Raw genomic sequence first — 19,670 nt, 5'->3', positions numbered from 1 at the left:
TTTATGAAAAAACAATTACGCTGCATTGCCCTGGTTACCCTGCTTTGCACACCTTTTACGCTACTGGCGCAACAAAAGAAGCAGAAGTTTGAGCCTGAAGAGCTGGCCAATCCGCTCATGGGCACCGACTCCAAAGTGAGCCTGTCGAATGGCAACACCTACCCAGCCGTGGCTGTACCCTGGGGCATGAACCTGTGGACGCCACAAACCGGTAAAATGGGAAACGGTTGGGCCTATACCTATGATGCCGACAAGATCCGGGGCTTTAAGCAGACGCACCAGCCTTCGCCCTGGATGAACGACTACGGCCAGTTTGTGATCATGCCCGTGACAGGCAAATTGCGCTTCGATCAGGATGCCCGGGCCAGCTGGTTCTCTCACAAATCGGAGGTGGCCAAGCCCTACTATTATAGCGTATACCTGGCAGACCACGACGTGACTACAGAGTTTACGCCTACGGAGCGTGCTGCCCAGTTCCGCATCACCTACCCCAAATCAGACAGCTCCTTTATCGTGATCGATGCGCTTGACAAAGGCTCCTTTGTAAAAGTTATACCTGGCGAAAACAGAATTGTGGGCTATACCACCAAAAATGCCCGCAGCAACCCGGTCGATTTCAAGAACCACTTTGTCATCTATGCTGACAAGCCTTTTACCATAGCCTATACTTGGCACGACTCGACACTGGTGAAAGACAAACTGGAGATGAGCGCCGATCATGCGGGTGCTATTGTCGGGTTCAAAACAGTGAAAGGCGAGCAGGTGAACCTGCGGGTTGCTTCCTCCTTTATCAGTCTGGAGCAGGCGGAACTGAACCTGAAGCGTGAGCTCGCTCAGGATAATTTTGAAGCAACGAAGCAGAAAGCCAAATCACTCTGGAACGAAGCTATGAGCCGCATCACGGTAGAGGGTGGTACGGATGAGCAGATGCGCACTTTCTACAGTTGCCTCTACCGCACCTTGTTCTTCCCCCATAAAATGTACGAACTCGATGCCAGCGGCAACCCAGTACACTACAGTCCTTATGACGGCAAGGTATACCCTGGCTTTCGCTTCGCCGGCACTGGTTTCTGGGACACTTTCCGGGCGCTCTACCCTTTCCTGAACCTGGCTTATCCGAGCATCAACAAAGAGATGCAGGCTGGTTTAGTAAACGACTACAAAGAAGGCGGCTGGTTACCGGAGTGGTCCAGTCCGGGATATGCCAACATCATGATCGGCAATAACTCGGCTTCTGTGGTAGCTGATGCTTATATGAAAGGCCTGCGTGGCTATGACATTGATAAACTGTACGAAGCGCTTCTGCACGGTGCCAACAACGAGGGACCGATCACGGCCATCGGTCGCGCCGGTGCACCATACTACAACAAACTCGGCTATGTGCCTTACGATGTCAAGATAAACGAGAATGCGGCCCGTACCCTGGAGTATGCCTACGATGACTTTGCCATCTATCAACTCGCCAAAGCGCTCAACAGGCCACAGGAAGAAATCAACCTCTATGCGAAGCGCAGCCAGAACTACCGGAATCTGTACGACCCTACCACAGGCTTGATGCGCGGCAAAAACAGGAACGGCACGTTTCAGTCACCCTTCAACCCCTTTAAGTGGGGCGATGCCTTTACCGAGGGCAACAGTTGGCACTACAGCTGGTCCGTGTTCCATGACGTGCAGGGGCTGATTGACCTGATGGGTGGCCGGCAAAACTTTGTAGCCAAGCTGGATTCGGTGTTCACGCTGCCACCCGTCTACGACGAGAGTTACTATGGCAGTGTGATCCACGAAATACGCGAAATGCAGATCGCTAACATGGGCCAGTATGCCCATGGCAATCAGCCTATCCAGCACATGATCTACCTGTATAACTATGCCGGAGCGCCCTGGAAGTCGCAATACTGGGTACGCGAGACCATGAACCGTATGTATCAACCCACCCCCGACGGCTATTGCGGCGATGAAGACAACGGACAGACCTCTGCCTGGTATGTTTTCTCAGCCATGGGCTTCTACCCGGTTACCCCAGCCGTAAACCAGTATGTGATCGGTGCGCCGCTATTCAAAAAAACAACGATAAAACTCGAAAAATGGCAAAAACGTTCGTGATCGAAGCACCGTCTAACAGCAGGGAAAATCTGTATTTGCAGAAAGCCACCCTCAACGGAAAAAAGCACGAGCAGAATTGGATCTCCCATGAAGACATACTGAAGGGCGGTAAACTTAAATTTGAGATGGGCGCTAAGCCTGACACGAGTCGCGGCACACAGGAAAGTGCAGCGCCTTATTCTTTCACCAACGACCATACTGCAACACAGCACCTGAAATAAACCTTATTCATACTAACCTATCCTCTAATGCCATCCATCACGCCTATTGCAACTGAAGAAGTAGCTTCTCAGCCAAAAGAGTCTTCGCGGGACTATAAGAACTATACCTCGCCGCTGATTGTCGTAACCCTCCTATTCTTTATGTGGGGCTTCATCACCTGCATGAATGACATCCTTATACCTAAACTGCAGGAGGTGTTCACGCTGCAGCTCTGGCAGGCCATGCTGATACAGACGGCCTTCTTTGGGGCCTATTTTATCGTTTCGTTTCTCTACTTCCTGCTTTCAGTCAGCAAAGGTGACCCTATCCAGAAGATCGGATATAAAAATGGTATCATCATTGGTTTGATCGTAGCGGCGCTGGGCTGTACCCTGTTTTACCCGGCGGCTGTTTTTCACAGTTACGGCTTCTTCCTGATGGCTTTGTTTGTGCTGGCATCCGGCATTACAGTGCTGCAGATCACAGCAAATCCTTATGTAGCTATTCTGGGTTCGCCTGAAACATCTTCCAGCCGCATGAATCTGTCGCAGGCGCTCAACTCCTTCGGCACCACGATCGCGCCTATCATCGGGGGTTACCTGATCTTCGACCAGGTGGCATCTGCTGAGATCGATACGGCTGATTCTGTGAAATTGCCTTACCTGGGTCTTGCTGCTTTGCTGTTGTTACTGGCCGTTCTGATTAAAGTGGCGAAGCTGCCGCGTTTGGAAGGAGGCGGTAAAATTGAACGGGGTGCTGGGGCCACGAAGTATCCGCACCTGGTACTGGGTATCGTTTGTATTTTCATGTATGTGGGTGGTGAGGTAAGTATCGGCAGTGCCTTGATCAACTACATCAAACTTCCGCAGATCACAGGATTGTCAGAGTCGGAGGCGAAGCATTACCTGGCTTTCTATTGGGGTGGCGCCATGATCGGTCGCTTTTTCGGTGCTGTAGCACTAAGCACCTTTAAGCGCACGGGCAAATTTGCTGTGATTGCACTTATAGCACTGGTTACTTTCCTAACGGTATACGTCCTTTATGACCTCAACCAGGCATTGATCATATTGGGTCTGATCGCACTGAACGTGGTGGTGTTGCTGTTGGCCCGCTTTATACCTAACCGCACCGTGGGCCTGTTTGCCATGGCCGTGATTGGGCTATTACTGATTGGCGTAATGGCTGAAGGCTCCCTCGCTATGTGGGCGATCATCGCCATTGGCTTGTTCAACTCCATCATGTTCCCAACGATCTTTGACCTGGCCATCAAAGGGCTCGGCCGCCATACCAGCCAGGGCTCTTCGCTCCTGGTTATGGCCATCGTGGGCGGTGCCATCGTGCCGCCGCTGCAGGGTCTGTTCGCCGACCTGAGTGGTGACCTGCAACTCTCCTTTATCATCCCGATGCTCTGCTATGCCTACATCGTGTATTATGGCTTTGTGGGGTATAAGGTGAAGGAAGCTAGGGTATAAAGAGGCCGGAATATTTCATCACTCCTCCCTCACTCGCGTCCCACGAGCGAGGGTAGTATCATAAATCTACTCAATTTACAAAACAAGAAAGCCTCTCCCAATCAGGAGAGGCTTTCTTATGTGAGGCTATACCTTCACCTGATCACGGCGCCATAGCAAAAAGCTTCTTATTCGGCCTGCTTCCCAGGTAGAACGTAATCTTCCCACCCTTCATGATCTCATCATGCGTCAGGTAAGTGCGCTGAAGCTGCTTCCCGTTCAGCTCCATTTTCTGCACATACACATTCTTGTCACTCTGGCCTTTCACGTCAATCGAAAAGGTCCTGCCATTCTCCAGGTTGATTGTGGCTGATTTCACAGCCGGGCTGGTAATGGCATACTGATCAGAGCCTGGCGCTACCGGGTAGAAGCCCAGGGCGCTGAAGATGTACCAGGCGCTCATCTGCCCGAAGTCGTCGTTACCGCCCAGGCCGTCTACTGTCGGTTTGTACATGGCCTTGAGTACCATGCGGGTGCGCTCCTGAGTTTTCCAGGGCTGATCAGTCCAGTTGTAAAGGAAAGGCACGTGGTGCGAGGGTTCGTTGCCGTGCACGTAGTTCCCGATGATGCCTTCTCTGGAAATGTCTTCTGTGTTCTCGAAATACTTATCCGGCAGTTCCATGGTGAAGAGCGAATCCAGGTGCTGGGCAAAGCGGGTCTTCCCTCCCATCATCGCGATCATTTGTGCCGGATCGTGCGGCACATACAGGCTATAGTTCCAGGAGTTGCCTTCGATGAAGCCCTGTCCGTGCGTGTCCAGCGGGTCAAACTCTTTCTTCCAGGTACCGTCGCTCAGTTTCGGACGCATAAAGCCGGATTTGGCATCATATACGTTCTTGTAGTTCTGGGCACGCTTGCTGAACTCCTCGTAGATGTCCTGCCGGTTCAGCTTTTTCGCCATCTGCGCAATGCACCAGTCGTCGTAGGCATACTCCAGCGTTTTCGATACAGACGAACCGTTCTTATCCTCCGGCACATAGCCCATGTCCATGTAGTACCCCAGCCCATCGTAGTAACGGGTGCGGGCGGTCTGCACACAGGCATCCAGGGCGCGGTTTGCATCAAAGTTTCCGTTCCCTTTCATGACCGCATCGGCGATCACGGGCACAGAATGGTAGCCAATCATGCACCAGTTTTCGTTCGCATAGTGCGACCACACCGGCAACATCTTGTGCACGCTCTGGTCGTAGTGCGCCAGCATGGATTTGATCATGTCGTTGTTGCGGGCCGGCTGCAGGATGTTGAAGAGCGGGTGCAAGGCACGATAGGTATCCCAGAGCGAGAAGCTGGTATAATTGGTAAAACCGTCTGCCTGGTGCACGTTCATGTCCAGCCCTCTATATCTGCCGTCCACATCCATGTAAGTGGTCGGGCCAAGGAAGGAATGGTACATGGCGGTATAGAAATTCACGAGGTCATCTTTGCCGGCATCTACCACCACTTTGCCCAGTTCTTTGTTCCAGGCGGCCTGCCCTTCGCGCTTCACCTGCTCAAAGTCCCAGTGCGGAATTTCGGCTTTCATGTTAGCCAAAGCCCCCTCGGTACTTACCGGCGACAAGGCAAATTTGATCTTGATCTTCTCTCCTTCCTCTGTTTTAAAATCGAAGTAGGCACGCAGCTTTTTACCTGCGAACTCCGGAAAGTTTTTGGTCTGGTCGAACTTGCGCCAGAAGCCTTTGTATGCCTGTGCCTCCGAGTAATCCTGGTTGCCATATTGGTGGAAAGGCTTGCTAAAGGACATGGCAAAGTATACCGTGCGGGTGCGGGCCCAGCCATTGGTCTGGCGGTAACCTGTGATCAGCGTGTCGTTCTCGACGCGCACAAAAGTCCAGGTGGTTTTGCCGTTGTAGTTGTAGATGCCCGACATCAGGTCCAGGATGATATGCGCCTCGTCTGACTTCGGGAAGGTATACTGGTGCATGCCCACGCGGTTACTGGCTGTGAGCTCTGCCAGGATATTGTGGTCGTCGAGCTTTACTTTGTAGTAGGCCGGTTCTGCCACTTCATTCTGATGTGAAAAAGCAGAGCGGTAACCGCTTTCGGGTTTGTCAGCTGTCCCGGGGTTCAGCTGCAGTTTGCCGGTGGTCGGTGCGATCAGGAAGTCGCCCAGGTCGGAGTGGCCGGTGCCGCTGAAGTGCGTATGACTGAAGCCGACAATCGTTTTGTCGTCGTACTGGTAGCCGGCGCAGTACTTGTACACGTCCTTGTTGTACTTGCCGTTCACCTCGTAAGGGATGGTGTCGGTATCCGGACTCAGCTGCACCATGCCAAAGGGCACGGTGGCACCCGGATAGGTATGGCCCATCTTGGCGGTACCGATCATGGGGTTGACGTACTTTACCAGGTCAGGCACAGCCTTCTTTTGAGCAAAAGTCAGGCAAGGTATAAGCAATAAAACTGATAGGGCGATACTTCTCATAAGGCGAGTTGTTTGTGGAGAATCGGTTTTAAGGATAGCTTAAAGTTAAAGCTTATTTCAACCTGTCACCACAAGCATTCAGAAGTTTTCGCGGCAAAATGACTAAATTGCGCCCTGACTGATTGGTATTCCCTGCATTTAGACACCCTATCCTATGAATTTTGTCGCCCTTGATTTCGAAACGGCCACACCACAGCGTGACAGCCCTTGTGAGATAGGTATAACCGTGGTGCGGGAAAGGGAAATCGTTGAAACACGGTCCTGGCTGATCAAGCCATTGTATTACCCTCACTTCAGCTCGTTTAATATAGCCGTGCATGGCATCCGGCCTGCTGATGTGAAAGACCAGCCTGATTTCGCTGAGTTGTGGCCGGAGTTAAAGCCTTACCTGGAAGGGCAGCTGCTGATCGCCCACAATGCCAGTTTTGATATGAGCGTGCTCCGCAAAACGCTGGCGACCTATGGTATACCACTTCCGGAGGCCCGCTATACCTGCAGCCTCAAATTCTCGAAGAACATCTGGAAGGGCATGCACAAGTATGACCTCAAAACACTCTGCAACATGCACCGCATTGATTTTCTGCACCACCGGGCTGCCTCCGATGCTGATGCCTGTGCCAGGTTATCGCTGAAGGCGCTCGCTCTGACAGGCACAAGCTCCGAAGAGGAGTTTGATGTGCGTATGGGTTGCAAGATCGCCCGCGTCTAAGCCGTAACAAAAGCTACAGTTCTGCAACAGGTTCCTGACTAAGCGACCCACCGGCGGGCCGCTTCCTTTTCCTCAAATGAAAAGGATCGCTGCTCGATAGAAGGCACCATCCTAAACACGCCGGACATCAGGTGCTGCAGCCAGTCTTTGTCTGTGACAAGTGCAATCTTCTTCACCTTATCCAGCACGTCGCTGAAGTTAGATAAGATAAAGCTAACCCGCTCCTGTACAGCGGCAGGCTCCACTCCTTCCGTAGCGGCCATTTCCAGGTATAGGTTGAAAGGAGCCGCCGACTCCAGTTCCGGTTTGATGACTTTCTGCGAGGCTTTCATATCCTGCACGTCCACTTCTCCTTCCACCCGGAAGGCCAGTACCTGGTCGTGGCCAATGTCTATTTTCTTTATCATCTTGCTTTTGTTGTAAGTTGAACAAATCTTTCACCACGCCCGGGCGGCAAACAACAAAGCTGCCAGTAGCAGCACAAGCCCTACCAGTTCGCCCAGTCGGCTGATGATCTTGTAAAGTAGTTTTTTGTATTTGTCTTGCATCGGCTTTCAGTTTGATTACACGATTTCGAAACGCTCCGAATAGATGCGCCGCCAGTCTACGCCCAGGTTGTGCAGCCCGATCTCAACCACATCCATCAAGGGACCCGGACCACAGATAAAGTACATGAAAGTTTCCGGCTTGTCGGGCAGGTATTTGGCCAGCATCTCTTCATCTATCCGGCCACCTTCCCCATCGATGTCCTCGGGCAAATCCTCTTCGTCAGGCACATCTTCTATCACATGAATGATGCGCAGGTCGATCTCTTTGCTGATCTCGGTGAGCTCCTCCCGAAAGGTTACGTCTTTCCACTTCTTACTGGCATAAAGCAGGATGGCTTTGCGGGGATCCTTGTCGTCGCGCATGGTGCGCAGCATGCTCATGCCAGGGGTGATGCCGATGCCGCCCATCACCAGGAAGAGGTGACTGTCCGGCTCCGGGGTGAACGAACCGAATGGACCTTCCAGGTATACCTGTGCGCCCTTGGGTATGTCTTTGAAAGTGGAGGTGAAATCGCCTGACTCCTTGGCCGTGAAGCTGATCGTGCTGTCTCTTGCGCTGGAGGCAAAGGAGAAGGGATGCTGCTGCAAGGTAAAGGGACTTTCGTTTACGGAGATCCAGGCAAACTGCCCGGGCCTGAACTGCATCTTTTCCCCTGACTCAGGTTGGAGGGTGAGCGTCCAGCACTCGTCGCGTTCGTCTTTCACCTCTGTCACCCGGTATGGCTTTTTGCGGTTGAGCCAGGGCCTGACAAGGCGGGTGTGCAGCACCAGGTACATGCAGGCGCCCATCAGCAGGGCCAGTGTGATCTTTTTCCAGAGCGGGTCCAGGTAATGCGACACCTGTATGGAGTGCACCACCCCCACAAACACGATCGAGAGTGCCAGAAAACCGTGGAGCAGCCGCCACTTCTCGTAGCTCAGTTTGAAAGCCAGCCGCCAGATGCTCGTGACGGTAATGCCGATCAGCGCCACCGAAACGTAGGAGAGCGCAATGGCCCGCAGCAGGTTAACGCCAGTCGAAGTAAGAAAGAAATTCTGTGTTGTTCAGGATCAGGATGACGGGATGCGCCAGGATGAAAAAGAAAGCGACCAGTCCCATTTTGCGGTGAAAGTGCACGATGTTGTCCATACCGAAGGTAGGCGCGACCCAACGAAAGCGGCCGGAGAACAGGAATTGCAAACCGAAAATGGCGAGTGCTATAAAACCCAGGGCTACTCCCAGTTCTGTCCAGAAATCACGGGCGGCAGGTATAGGCCCCACCAGTGCAAGGCCCAGCGGCACCAGGGCAAGTAGGGTGAATAGAAACAGCCAGGAAAAACCTCTCCGGTAAGAATATCTCATCTCTTGTTCATTATCCTGCCCGGCTATACATGTCAAGCCCTGTACACAATGCCAGGGCTTAGGAACCGGACGATTCATCGTTTAAAGCCTAATGTACAGTATACTGAATTTCAGGTATATTGGTCGACAGAAAAACGGAATCCGGAGGAGTAGGCTGCTCTATGCTGTTGCTTTGCTCCAGATAGGGCGCCAGGATCGGGGCCATTCCCCGGAGCACCTGCACCGGCAGCGAAGAGGTGAAATGAAAACCTGCCGCCTCACGGCCAGGCACAAAAGCGGTCAGTGTACCGAAGTGATTGTCGCCGATGAAAAACACAAAAGTGGCTGTGCGGTTGACGCTGCGGGAAGACAGCCGCTGCCCTCTTTTGCTCATGGTCACCACCCGGTTGTCGCCGGTGCCGGTTTTGCCGCCGAGCTGAAGTTTGTTACCATCCGTACCCGGTATACCGCCCTGCAAGCGACGGGCAGTGCCGGTATCCACCACGTCCAGCAAAGTTTCCCGCACGAGCGCAGCTACTTCCGGCGCCAGCACCTGCTCCCCTTCTCCCTCCTGCCATTTCAGGCCGGTTTCGTAAGGTGTCTGTCGGGCGAAGTGCAGTTCCTCGATGCGGCGGGTGCGGTGGCGCACGCCATCGTTCAGGATGATGCCCATCAGCTCGGCCAGCGCTTCGGGGCGGTCGCCGGAAGAGCCGAGGGCCGTCGCCAGGGAAGGCACGAGTTGCTGAAACGGATAGCCCAGTTTCTGCCAGCGCTGCTGCAGGTCGGCAAAAGCATCGAGTTCGAGCATGGTGCGGATGCGGGAGTCGCGGGCGCTCTTGTGGCGGGAGCGGAAAAGCCATTTGTATACCTCCTGCCGGGTGTCCATACTCGCCTCCGCCACTTCCGGCCAATTAGCTTCCGGGTGCTGCTGCAGGTATTGCAGGAGCCACAGTTCCAGCGGATGCACCCGCGAAATATAGCCCTGGTCGTTCAGGTCAAAAGCCTCCGGTCCGAACTGGTGGTAGAGCTCCATGATGCGCTTGTTTTTGAGCTTCTTTTCCCATGGCAGTCGCTCGCGCATCATACGGGTGAAGCTGATGGAGTCAGTATCCGGGTAAAAGAAGCGGTGCACCGTAGCAAGCCGGACGGAGTTGAGGCGCATACCGTTAAGCAGTGTTTCAAAACGCTCTTCTTCCGTTTTACCCTTATACTTGTGCCAATAGCGAAGCAGGTAGGTTTCCCCTTCCCGATTGGCAAATCGGGTCAGATACTCCCGGCGGCGCGGGTCGGCATCGTTGCCGAGCAGGCTGCCGCTGCCTCCCGTCTGCTGCTGTATGCTGTGCCGCACCACGTCCCGCGTCAGCCTGACAAAGGGCAGGTTGATGGATTTGAGGAAGGCTTCCCGCACGGTGGGGTTGCGGCCATTGTCGGTATCGCTGAAGTTGTGGAAGGTATGCATGCCACCACCAGTGAAGAAGCGCTCATGCGGACTGGCCGAATAGCGGCGCTCCATGGCGGCATCGAGGGTGGCGGCCAGGCTTTTGTCTTTGGCCTGCAGCAGGTAGCGCAACACCCAGCGACTCAGGTTGTCCTGCGAAGCTGCCAGCGCACGGCGCAATTCCCCTGCCGACTCCCCGGCGTAGCGGGTATGCAGCGCTTCAATCATATCAAGGTATGTGACGAGCATCCGAAGCTTGGCCGTGGAGCCCAGTTCCAGTTTGCTGCCTTCGTTCAGGTCAAGCGGCTGGTCGGTGTTGTCGGTTTGTACGCGCACCAGGTTGCCCTGCGGACTGCGTTCATACAGGGTAAAACTATACCTGATCTCAGCTGCTTGTTTGGGACTCAGCAGACGCTCACCATACAGCCCCACGCTCCTGGCATAAGCAGGATCGCTCAGGCGCTGCAGGTAAGTGCTCACCTCTCCCTGCAAGGCGTGCTCCAGTGTGGTCGTGGCACCTACATCCATGCGGTCAAGGTCGTAGAGCGTTTTGCCCAGCATACCTGCCAGGTGGGTACGCACCATCAGCGAGCCTTTGTTTGTTTCGGTCGGCACCGTGATCGGCTCTGCGCTGAAATCCCGGAAGGCGACATCCTGTGACAGACCTGCGTCCCGCAGCTGGGTGCTGATGTGGCCGTTGTCAGCGAGCAGCCGAAGGTAACTGCTGGTGAGCTCGTTCAGCGCCTGGCGTCCGCCTTCGTTCAGGTAGTAGGCAGGGCGGCGCTGGGCAATGAACAACGACAGTACCTGCCGCAGCGCCTGCCCCTGGGCCTGCAGGCTATCGCCCGCTGCCGACGGTAAACTCAGCAGACGGTTCACTTTCTCCGGATCGCTTCCAAACCACACCCACAGTCCGTCTCCCAGCCCGTGCACTTCGCCGTAGCCCGGCGCCCCGTAGACGCGGCAGGTTGTTCAGGTACGACAGTACCAGGGCCTGCCGGGCGGGCATGGTTTCGGGGCCGGACTGGTAGGCACGCACGCTGGCCGACACCATCTGCCGCAGCTTGGCACGCGGACTCACCGTGATGCCCGCCGGGGAGTGCCGGAATTTTTCGAGCTGTGTGGCCAGTGTACTGGCTCCCATGGTCTGGTACTCCAGCCCCACACGGCTGGCCGCCAGGTGCAGACCAGCTTTTGTAAAGCGCAGCCAGTCCACCGCCGGGTTCATGTAAGGCTTTTCAGGATTCAACAGCTCCCTGTTCTCAATAAATAAAAGCGATGAGGTGATCAGGGAAGGGATGGCCTCGTAGCTGGCGTACAGGCGGCGCGGGTATTTGAAGTCGTACACCGGTCTGCCCTGGAAATCGACGATGCGCAGGCCGGCTTGTGTCTTTTCGGCATAAGGCGCAAAGTAGCCCCGGGAGGTATACTGCATCAAGGCATCTGAAAAGCGGGCCTGCTGCACTACCTCCATTCCCCGCTCTTCTGCCGGTCGAGCAGCTGGGGCAAATGGGCGTAGCCGAGGCGTTTGTCAAATGGACCGGGTTTGGGGTATACGATCGCATCGCTCCGGCCAGGCTCCACCTGATAGGTCAATGTGGCGGCATAGCGCGCTAATTCGCGCGACTGCAAACGGGATGTACGGGTTTCATAAAGCACGGCCGCGACGACAACTCCAATTATGATGAGTGTGGTGCCAAAGAGCATCCATTTGAGGATGGTCCCACGCTTTTTATTCTCTCTACTGGCCGTGTGGGTGGGACGGTAATTGCTGACTACCATCACCAAAGTGTTTTTGTTCGAAAAAAATCTGGTAGTCTTTGTACGTTTATTTTGTGTTAAAAGTGACTTTAAATTTAGGCGGCGTTCCGCTCGGCATTGATCATACCGAATGAGCAGCGCACCACCTACTCTTTCACCTGATCGTACGGGATGTAGTTTTCCCACTCCCAGGGGGTATAGGTATCGCCGATCGTGATCTCGAGCAGTTCCTTGAAAATGCTCTCGGCATTGTCGCTGTTGCTGAGGATAAGAATGCCGGTGCCCTGCTCCTGGAAAATGATCGAATAGTGCTGAAATCCGTCGCCGTGCCCTTCCTTGAAGGCACCCCGGCCATGAGGTGAAGTCAGTAGCCCCCAGCCCAGTCCGTAGCTCAGTTCAATGTCATCGTTGGCGGTGGTCTCACGCTGGCTGAGCGGACCAAATTGCGCCGCAGACCGGATACGGATCTGGGGACTGAACATTTCACGGGTAGTAGCGGGCTGCAGCAGTTTGTTTTGCAGCACTGCTCCCAGAAACAAGGTATAGTCGTCGAGGGTGGTTTCGAGGGTGCTGGCCGATCGGGCTTCGTTGTCTTTGTCTTTTTCGTAGAGGCTTCCGTCTGTTTTGTGGCCCAGCACATAATCCTGCTCAAAGGCCGGTTGCCAGGTATAGGAAGAGTTTTTCATACCCAATGGCCGGAAAATCTTTTCCTGCATCAGCGTTTCGAGGGTTTTGCCGGTCATCTTTTCGAGCACCACCTGCAGGTATACCAGCCCTTCGCCGGAGTAGCTGTACCTGGTGCCGGGCACAAACTTTACCCGCAGCTTTTTATCTTCTTCAAACCAGCGCCAGTTCGGGAATCCGGATGTATGTGCCAGGCACATGCGGGCCGTAATGCGCTGGTAGAGCGTATCCTCTTTCAGGTCGCTGAAGTTGTCGTGCCACTTGCTCTGTGGTGTATAGGTATAGATGGGTTTTGGCAGATACTCCTGCAGCGGCTTGTCCAAATCGAGCGTTCCCTCCTCTACCAGCTTCATCACCAGAACTGCAAACACCGCTTTGCTCAGGGAAGCCCCATAAAAGTTGGTGCTGCCGCGGATGGGCGCTTTGGTGTCAAGGCGTTTGTAGCCAAAGGTCTTTTTAAAAACGGGCTGCTGCTTGTTAAAGACAGTCAACGCCAGCCCATGCGCGTCAGCGGCCTGCATCAACTGCTGTATCTGCTGGTCCAGGGCTTTTGCAGAGGTCTTGCTTCCGTCGAGCCGGATGATGGTCTGAGCCTGCACCGAAAAGTTGAGTATGGCCAGGAAGATAATAATGGAGTAGACTTTTATCATAGTAGGTATAGCGTAGCTGCAGAATACTTTAATTACGCTAAAAAGCTTTGAATAACAATAGTTTACCCCCGCTTCTGCTTGTTGCATTCAATTGCCTTTGTTTTAATTAAAAGTTGATAAAGAAGTAATACGCTCAAACGAATTTATATGTAATTTCATACGAGCGCTTACTTGCACACATCAAAACATAATCATCTTTAAATAAACGCATTACTATGGAAAACACAGCAAAAACAAGCCCATCACGATCGGTGCCAGCATACAGGCGCCGGTCGAAAAAGTATGGCAGTTCTGGACGGAGCCCCAGCACATCACCAGGTGGAACAATGCCTCCGAAGACTGGCATACCCCACGGGCAGAAAACGATCTCCAGGTAGGCGGCAAGTTCAGTTCGCGCATGGAAGCCAAAGACGGCAGCATGGGCTTCGACTTCAACGGCACTTACACCGATGTACAGGAGCACAAGCGCATTGCCTATACCCTGGAGGACGGCCGCAAAGTAGAGATCCGGTTTGAGTCCGAAGGCGAAGAAACTCGTGTCACGGAATCGTTTGAAGCAGACCCCAGCCACTCGGCAGAAATGCAGCAGACGGGCTGGCAGGCCATTCTGGACAACTTCAAAAAGTATGTAGAGGAATCTTCAAAACCTGTTACCCTGCACTACGACATCAGCATAGCGACGCCCGCCGACAAGGTATACCGCACCATGCTCGACCCGGAGCAGTACAAAGCCTGGACTGCTGTGTTTCACCCGACCTCACACTACAAAGGCTCCTGGGAAAAAGGCGCCAAAATACTGTTTTTGGGTATAGACGAAGACGGCAAAGTTGGCGGCATGGTGAGCCGGATAAAAGAAAACATACCGAACCAGTTTATCAGCATCGAGCACCTGGGCCTGGTGCAGAACGGCAACGAGATCACCAGCGGTCCGGAGGTTGCTGGTTGGGCCGGGGCATTGGAGAACTATACCTTTACCGAGGCGGAGGGCGAGACAGTGCTGGCCGTCGACGTGGATACAAACCAGGAGTATGAAGCCTACTTTGCCGAAACCTGGCCCAAAGCCCTGCAGAAAATAAAGGAAATGTGCGAAACCGAATCTTAGAAGCAAAAGAGCCGCTCTTTCAATCAGAAAGGCGGCTCTTTTCATTCATAGCTTGAGGTTTGGGCTAATAGGAATACTCTTCTACGGCTGGAGGCAACTCCGGATAATCCTGTATCTGGGTCGAGCGTTTCACCGGCATACCTGAGGCATGGTAGGTGTAGGTATACAGTGTCTTATTGATGCCCGGGTCTCTGAAACCCGGATTGTTTCTGTGCAGTTTTACGTCTGGCAAGTAAAAGAACATATTCGCATAAGGCACAGGATTTATCTTATTGTCATAGTTGCCAAACTTCACAACTCCCGGACCACGCATATCATCCGGGCTATTGCTCGGCGACCAGGTGATCACGATCTCCGTTAGATTGCTGTTCGCATCGTACACATAATCTTTTATGCTCAGGTGTCCTTTCTCATTTGACAGGTAAGTCAGGGTCGTTTCTTTTACAAGCTTGTCCCCGCTGTACTCAAACAGGAAGCGAAAAACAACCTTGTTGTCTGGGGTGTACTGCACAGCCTCCACTACCTTTTCACCTGCATAGGTATACAACAGATGATTACCATTCCTGTAGTTCAGTCTAACGGGTTTATCATTTTCATAAGCTACGGTATAGCCTATGTCCCCCTGGTTTGTGAAGCTTAACTCGATCAACCTGTTTTGCGCATCATACTTATAGCGCTGCGTGTCAAATTGCTGCAACAGGCTATTCGCTGTGACAGGCGGCGTAGTGGTGGGAGGTGTAGTGGTTGGCGTGCCTGTCGAAGGCTTGGCTGGCGCAGCAGGCAGAACGTCCTCATGTTCGCAGGAAGTGAGCGTTAGCAGGGAAAATCCAAATCCGGCCAACAGCAAGAATAAATGGTGTTTTACGCTAGAACTTTTCATAGTTTTATTTGTGACATATATAAAATACCGCTGACAAGATATATGCCAAAAATTAGCATTGGCTAATATTTGGTGTGAAAGAATGAAAAGTGATGGTGAAAGCAGGAGAAGGAGGCGCTGGTGTCCGGCAATGGACGGCAATTGTTCGGGAGTGGACGCAGTGGTGTACAGATGCCAGTTAATGCAGGCAGCTATTATTTTACAAATCCACGAATATCGACACAATGCGCTCCACCCAGCCGACCATCAGGCTGGTGGTTACCCCATCGAGCAGGGACTGGCCCATGTGATGGGTAACTGCCCGCTGCCTATCGCGCTCCTCTTCCACTTCCCCTTCTCTGAATTTGCCCAGCGTGGAGGGATTGTTGGACTTTACGATCAAAGCATTGATGAGCCGGTTACCGACCCGTAACAGCAGGCCGGGGTTCTCCGGATCGTCTTTGTTCAGGAGCTGTATCTTCAGGTCGCTGTACGGGAAATGCACCTGCCCCGTGGAGGCTGTTGCCGTCGACTCGATCGAAAAAGTGGCTTTGCCAATCTGCCCGCTGCTGATCCGGAGAAACATCATGTTCTCAAACAAAGGGTTAAAAGCCGTGAAGTCCATCGGGTCGAGCGTGCCTCGTAGGTATAGCGGTCTTCGGGGTGGTCCATCTCAAAATGGTAGCGCCCTGCAGGGTGCTGGCGCCCATAAACTGAGTCCGCACATCGGCGGTGATGATGTTGTTCTGGCGGATAAGCGTCGTGTCGTTCGTGACGTTGAACAGCTCCAGGTGCGAGTCCTCGAGCAGAAGCACCCCCGGCTTATCACCGTTGATGGAGATAACCGGGTGTACCAGGCGCATGTTATCAACCAGAATAGTATCCAGCTTTAGATACAGGTCTGCATCCCGCTCAGCATTGCGCAGCATTTGTTGCAGGGTCGGAGGCTTGCGGTCCGGGTTGAGGCCGATGCTGTTGTCGCGGTAAATCTCCACAGTCGGTTCCCGGATCAGCATTTTCTGTGCGACCAGGTCCTGGTTGTTGAACAGGCTCCGCAAACTGACGTTCACCAGCTCTACCCGGGGCACCTCCATGTCCACCCGGTCCTGGGCGAATTCAAAAATATCGGCGTACTCCTCTTTACTGAAAAGCGGCCGCAGGCGAAAGCTGTCGATACGCATGGAACGATTCTGCAGCGAAGCCGCCACTTCTTTTATCTCCAGTCTGTACAGGCTGTCGGGCAGTTGAAAGGTATAGCCCCGGATCAGCACCTCGATGTCGTCCACATCAAAGATATTCAGGGGGTCGTTCTCCTCGAGCGACACCAGCCGGAGCCCGTCTATACCTAACCCCACATGGGCCAGGGTATGGCTGGTGCTGATGGTATCGCTCCCGATTATTGCAAAGTCAAAGGCACCGTCCTTCACATCAATCCGCCCCACCCGCAGGGTCGAGACCAGTTCCTCTACCTGCTCCATGGCGCCATTATCTGAGGCTGTGTCCTCCTCTACCATCCTGATGCTCTTGAGGGCAGGCACACGATGGTCCTGCAGGATGGTTACTTCCGGACCGGCGAGCAGCAGCCTGTCCATGTGGTACTGCCCCGTGGCGTAGGCGTGTATCAGATCAAAGCCTGTTATGCGAGACCTTTTGGCGGAGATGTTGATCAGGTTGTGGCTGGCCAGGTCCGGTTCTGAGACTTTCAGGCGCTCGTTCATCTCCCTGTCTGCGCTTACCTCCAGGGTGCGGGCAACCAGCTCCTGCTGCCTGCTGGAGTAATGCAGACTGTCGAGGCGGATGGTATACAGGCTGTCGGTGGAGCGGTAGGTATAGTCCGTGGCCTCCAGGGTCAGTTCCTCCATCGGGAGGGTGTCGTTGAGGTTGGCAAAGCTCTCGGGGTTGAGCTCAAAGCCGGACACCGTAACGTTGGCGTGCTCCAGCAGATGGGTGCGCATCACGGGCCTGAGTTTTTCGCTGAAGGTAAAGGAGCCATCTTCGAGCCGGATGGTGTTCACCGAAATCAGTTCGACCATTTCAAAAAGCGCCTTCCCGCCCTGCTGCTGACCTGAGCCGGACGACTCCGACACCTGCCGATCGAGCAGCATGGCAATATCCGGCTGCCGAAGCACGAGCCGGTCCGCCTCCAGCCGCCCCGAGTTCAACGACCGGATCAGATCGAGTCCGGTGATCTGCAGCGAATGCGCCGACAGGTCGACGAGCTTGCGGCTGGCGTTGTTGAACTGCTTCTGCTGTTCGTTGGCCTGCTCACTCGAGTTTACATCCAGCGACCGGGCCAGGAACTCCTGCCGGCGGGTGGAGTAGCGGAGTCCGCCCAGGGTAAAGGTATATGTGTTGTCGGGCATCCGGTAGCGGTAGTTCCGGGCCGTCAGCACCAGGTCCTGCAGGGGGATCACATGCTCCGGATCGAAAACAAAGGCGGAATCCAGCTCCAGGCCCGTGGCCAGCAAGGAGGCATGCTCCAGCTGCTGCAGGCGCTGTATGTTTCTGTTCTTGCTGTGCTGCGTGAGGGCGATATCGCGGATGCTGATCTCCCCTACTTCCAGGCTGCTCACCATACTTGATACCTGCCGGTACAACTCCTGCAGGTCGGGGCCTCCGTCTGACTTCGGCACACGCCGGTCGGTGCGCACATCGATCACCGGCTGCTCCGCCGCTATGCTGCCGATCGTTAGCCGGGACGGCGCGGATGGACTCCAGCAAATCCATTTCCTCGAATCGCAGCTGCGGTAGCCGGACGTCGTATAGCGTGTGCTTCGCCAGGTTCTGACTTTTCAGCCTGTCGTTTTTGCTCCAGTCGCCGGCCAGGTGCAGAGCCTTAGCCTCAAGCAGCTGGTCGCGGGTGGAGAGCTGCAGCCCGCCCGCCTGCAAGGTATAGGGGCTCTGCACAGGCTGGAAGGTATAGCGGCCGGTGCTGATACTGAGCGCTTCTGCAAAGGCTTTTTCTTTGGGAGCAAAGAGCGTGAGGGAATCGAGCTGCAGGTCTTCCAGGTGCAGATTGGCCTCGGCCAGTCGGTGAATGGCCTGCGCCGTGTCTGCTCCCTGATGGTAGGAAAAGCTGCCATCTTTCAGGCGCAGCTCCTTTATACCCAGCGCACGCAGGTATGGCGACAGCTGGGCGTACTGCTCTTCCAGACTGGGGCTTTCTTCGGTATCGGGCACGTTCGGTATCTCGTGTAGCTGCAGACTGCCGCGCTCCAGCAGCAGCTGATCGAGCTGCAGGTCCTTTTTTTCCCAGGCCGAGGCTACATCCAAACCCTGTATAGCGAAGAGCGGCGAGCTGAAGCGGTAGAGCGTGCGATGGGCCTGATCCTGAGGGAGCGCCGCATTGGCCTGCAGGTTTGGTTGCACGTCAATGTGCTGTGCTTTCAGCTCCTGCTCCCCCGAAGCGTAGGTAAAGCGCCCAACCCGGATGGTATACACGCTATCGGGTGCCTGGTAGGTATAGCGCCGGATGTCGAGGTCAAGGCCATCAGCCTGAAACATCCGGCTGATATCGCCTTGTGCCTGCAGGTCCAGTTGCAGCTCCTGCACCTGCAGCGACAGTTGCGGAATGTCGTGTTGCGGCCTCCCCTGCTCCCCCAACAGCTGGTAGCGGTAACTGGCCTCCTGCAGATCGATCTCCCGGATGCGCACCTCTTCCAGACCACCTCCCCCTCTGGAGTCCTGAGCACTTTCCTTCGCGACAGACGCATCGTGCAGGTGCGTGATCGTGGGTCGCTCTGCCGCCACCTTGCCTATGGCCAGGCGGTCGTTGAAGATGAGGGCCCGGAGGTTGATGCCTGTAATTTCCAGCTTCGGACTTTGCACCTCGAACAGACTGGGGCTGGCCTGACCCTTCTCCTTTTGCTGCCGGTGCACGGCGGTGTCGGGGTATAGATGCAGGCCGTGCAGGGTGGCTCCCCAGTTGCGCAGGCTCAGATCCAGTTCGTCGAGTTGGAGTTGGTAAAGCCCATCGGTTTGCTCGGCTACCTGTTTTTTGAGATAGCGCTCCACCAGCGGCTCGGCAAAAAGGAAGACAACAAACAGCGCCAACAGGAGCAAACCAGCCAGACTCAAAAGCACGATGCTCGCAATTTTAAAGGCATTTCTGCTCCTGCTAGGCCTAGCTGGTTCTGACATAAATCGTTGTAGTTCGGGGAATAGGTGCAAGGCATGCTATCATGCCACTGCCTTGTTTTACGGGAGGAAGGGGTTTGGGATGTTTTTTTTGGGGGGTGGGAGGTTCGGTATATGATGTCAGTAACAGAAAGAAGGTGTAATAGTATGATTTCATAATGCACTATGAAACAGTATTTAAAACATGTTAATTAAAAACAAATTTTAATGTTATATTAGATAAATTA

The 19,670-nt window shown here is 54.2% G+C and carries 14 protein-coding genes and 1 pseudogene; 4 read left to right on the top strand and 11 right to left on the bottom strand.

What is annotated here, in order from left to right; translation table 11 throughout:
• The first annotated feature begins 3 nt into the window (after positions 1-3).
• Positions 4-2,324 (top strand): annotated as a pseudogene (locus tag O71_RS15455) (GH92 family glycosyl hydrolase).
• Positions 2,325-2,351: 27 nt separating this feature from the next.
• Positions 2,352-3,776 (top strand): sugar MFS transporter, encoded by a 1,425-nt coding sequence (locus O71_RS15450; protein ID WP_007658491.1) that lies wholly within the window; start codon positions 2,352-2,354, stop codon positions 3,774-3,776.
• Positions 3,777-3,918: 142 nt separating this feature from the next.
• On the opposite strand, the gene O71_RS15445 is transcribed toward O71_RS15450, so the two are convergent.
• Complete coding sequence (locus tag O71_RS15445; RefSeq protein WP_040574401.1) at positions 3,919-6,234, bottom strand: GH92 family glycosyl hydrolase; 2,316 nt, start codon at positions 6,232-6,234, stop codon at positions 3,919-3,921.
• 154 nt (positions 6,235-6,388) lie between these two features.
• On the opposite strand from O71_RS15445, the gene O71_RS15440 reads away from it, so the two are divergent.
• Positions 6,389-6,943: a 3'-5' exonuclease gene (locus O71_RS15440; protein WP_007658487.1), complete on the top strand. Its 555-nt coding sequence runs from the start codon at positions 6,389-6,391 to the stop codon at positions 6,941-6,943.
• 38 nt (positions 6,944-6,981) lie between these two features.
• On the opposite strand, the gene O71_RS15435 is transcribed toward O71_RS15440, so the two are convergent.
• The 7 genes from O71_RS15435 to O71_RS27420 form a co-directional block, all read right to left on the bottom strand.
• Entirely contained in the window at positions 6,982-7,350 is a 369-nt protein-coding gene (locus O71_RS15435; RefSeq protein ID WP_007658485.1) for an STAS/SEC14 domain-containing protein, read from the bottom strand.
• 156 nt (positions 7,351-7,506) lie between these two features.
• Positions 7,507-8,463 carry a hypothetical protein gene (locus O71_RS15430; protein ID WP_007658483.1) on the bottom strand — a complete coding sequence of 319 codons (957 nt, stop codon included), beginning with the start codon at positions 8,461-8,463 and terminating at the stop codon, positions 7,507-7,509.
• Positions 8,464-8,497: 34 nt separating this feature from the next.
• Positions 8,498-8,833, bottom strand: coding sequence for a ferric reductase-like transmembrane domain-containing protein (locus O71_RS23395; RefSeq protein ID WP_007658482.1), 336 nt, complete (start codon positions 8,831-8,833; stop codon positions 8,498-8,500).
• 88 nt (positions 8,834-8,921) lie between these two features.
• On the bottom strand, positions 8,922-11,183 hold the full coding sequence (locus O71_RS15425) for a carboxypeptidase (protein ID WP_202800234.1): 2,262 nt from the start codon (positions 11,181-11,183) through the stop codon (positions 8,922-8,924).
• Complete coding sequence (locus O71_RS24700; protein ID WP_007658480.1) at positions 11,089-11,724, bottom strand: transglycosylase domain-containing protein; 636 nt, start codon at positions 11,722-11,724, stop codon at positions 11,089-11,091. Before O71_RS24700 ends, O71_RS15425 begins: the two co-directional genes overlap by 95 nt.
• Positions 11,725-12,157: 433 nt before the next feature.
• On the bottom strand, positions 12,158-13,345 hold the full coding sequence (locus O71_RS15420; protein ID WP_007658478.1) for a serine hydrolase: 1,188 nt from the start codon (positions 13,343-13,345) through the stop codon (positions 12,158-12,160).
• A gap of 213 nt (positions 13,346-13,558) precedes the next feature.
• On the bottom strand, positions 13,559-13,744 hold the full coding sequence (locus tag O71_RS27420; RefSeq protein ID WP_369750961.1) for a hypothetical protein: 186 nt from the start codon (positions 13,742-13,744) through the stop codon (positions 13,559-13,561).
• On the opposite strand from O71_RS27420, the gene O71_RS27415 reads away from it, so the two are divergent.
• Positions 13,656-14,447 carry an SRPBCC family protein gene (locus O71_RS27415; RefSeq protein ID WP_369750962.1) on the top strand — a complete coding sequence of 264 codons (792 nt, stop codon included), beginning with the start codon at positions 13,656-13,658 and terminating at the stop codon, positions 14,445-14,447. The genes O71_RS27420 and O71_RS27415 overlap by 89 nt on opposite strands.
• A gap of 64 nt (positions 14,448-14,511) precedes the next feature.
• On the opposite strand, the gene O71_RS15410 is transcribed toward O71_RS27415, so the two are convergent.
• From O71_RS15410 to O71_RS15400, 3 genes are all read right to left on the bottom strand, one after another.
• Positions 14,512-15,327, bottom strand: a complete 816-nt coding sequence (locus O71_RS15410) for a hypothetical protein (protein WP_155800947.1) — start codon at positions 15,325-15,327, stop codon at positions 14,512-14,514.
• Between the two features lie 199 nt (positions 15,328-15,526).
• Complete coding sequence (locus tag O71_RS15405; protein ID WP_040574399.1) at positions 15,527-15,931, bottom strand: hypothetical protein; 405 nt, start codon at positions 15,929-15,931, stop codon at positions 15,527-15,529.
• Positions 15,912-17,939 (bottom strand): hypothetical protein, encoded by a 2,028-nt coding sequence (locus O71_RS15400; RefSeq protein ID WP_192811693.1) that lies wholly within the window; start codon positions 17,937-17,939, stop codon positions 15,912-15,914. Before O71_RS15400 ends, O71_RS15405 begins: the two co-directional genes overlap by 20 nt.
• Between the last annotated feature and the right edge of the window lie 1,731 nt (positions 17,940-19,670).

Origin of the sequence: Pontibacter sp. BAB1700, assembly GCF_000277005.1 — a bacterium.
Lineage (GTDB): Bacteria > Bacteroidota > Bacteroidia > Cytophagales > Hymenobacteraceae > Pontibacter > Pontibacter lucknowensis.
Note: the sequence above shows the minus strand (reverse complement) of the source record. Positions and strands in the feature narration are given on the sequence as shown.

What these genes read in the sequence shown, in the direction of transcription:
- O71_RS15450 (WP_007658491.1), top strand. Translation starts at nt 2,352, where the DNA reads ATGCCATCCATCACGCCTATTGCAACTGAAGAAGTAGCTTCTCAGCCA.
- O71_RS15445 (WP_040574401.1), bottom strand. Translation starts at nt 6,234, where the DNA reads ATGAGAAGTATCGCCCTATCAGTTTTATTGCTTATACCTTGCCTGACT.
- O71_RS15440 (WP_007658487.1), top strand. Translation starts at nt 6,389, where the DNA reads ATGAATTTTGTCGCCCTTGATTTCGAAACGGCCACACCACAGCGTGAC.
- O71_RS15435 (WP_007658485.1), bottom strand. Translation starts at nt 7,350, where the DNA reads ATGATAAAGAAAATAGACATTGGCCACGACCAGGTACTGGCCTTCCGG.
- O71_RS23395 (WP_007658482.1), bottom strand. Translation starts at nt 8,833, where the DNA reads ATGAGATATTCTTACCGGAGAGGTTTTTCCTGGCTGTTTCTATTCACC.
- O71_RS24700 (WP_007658480.1), bottom strand. Translation starts at nt 11,724, where the DNA reads ATGGAGGTAGTGCAGCAGGCCCGCTTTTCAGATGCCTTGATGCAGTAT.
- O71_RS15420 (WP_007658478.1), bottom strand. Translation starts at nt 13,345, where the DNA reads ATGATAAAAGTCTACTCCATTATTATCTTCCTGGCCATACTCAACTTT.
- O71_RS27420 (WP_369750961.1), bottom strand. Translation starts at nt 13,744, where the DNA reads ATGCGCGAACTGAACTTGCCGCCTACCTGGAGATCGTTTTCTGCCCGT.
- O71_RS15410 (WP_155800947.1), bottom strand. Translation starts at nt 15,327, where the DNA reads ATGAAAAGTTCTAGCGTAAAACACCATTTATTCTTGCTGTTGGCCGGA.
- O71_RS15405 (WP_040574399.1), bottom strand. Translation starts at nt 15,931, where the DNA reads ATGGACTTCACGGCTTTTAACCCTTTGTTTGAGAACATGATGTTTCTC.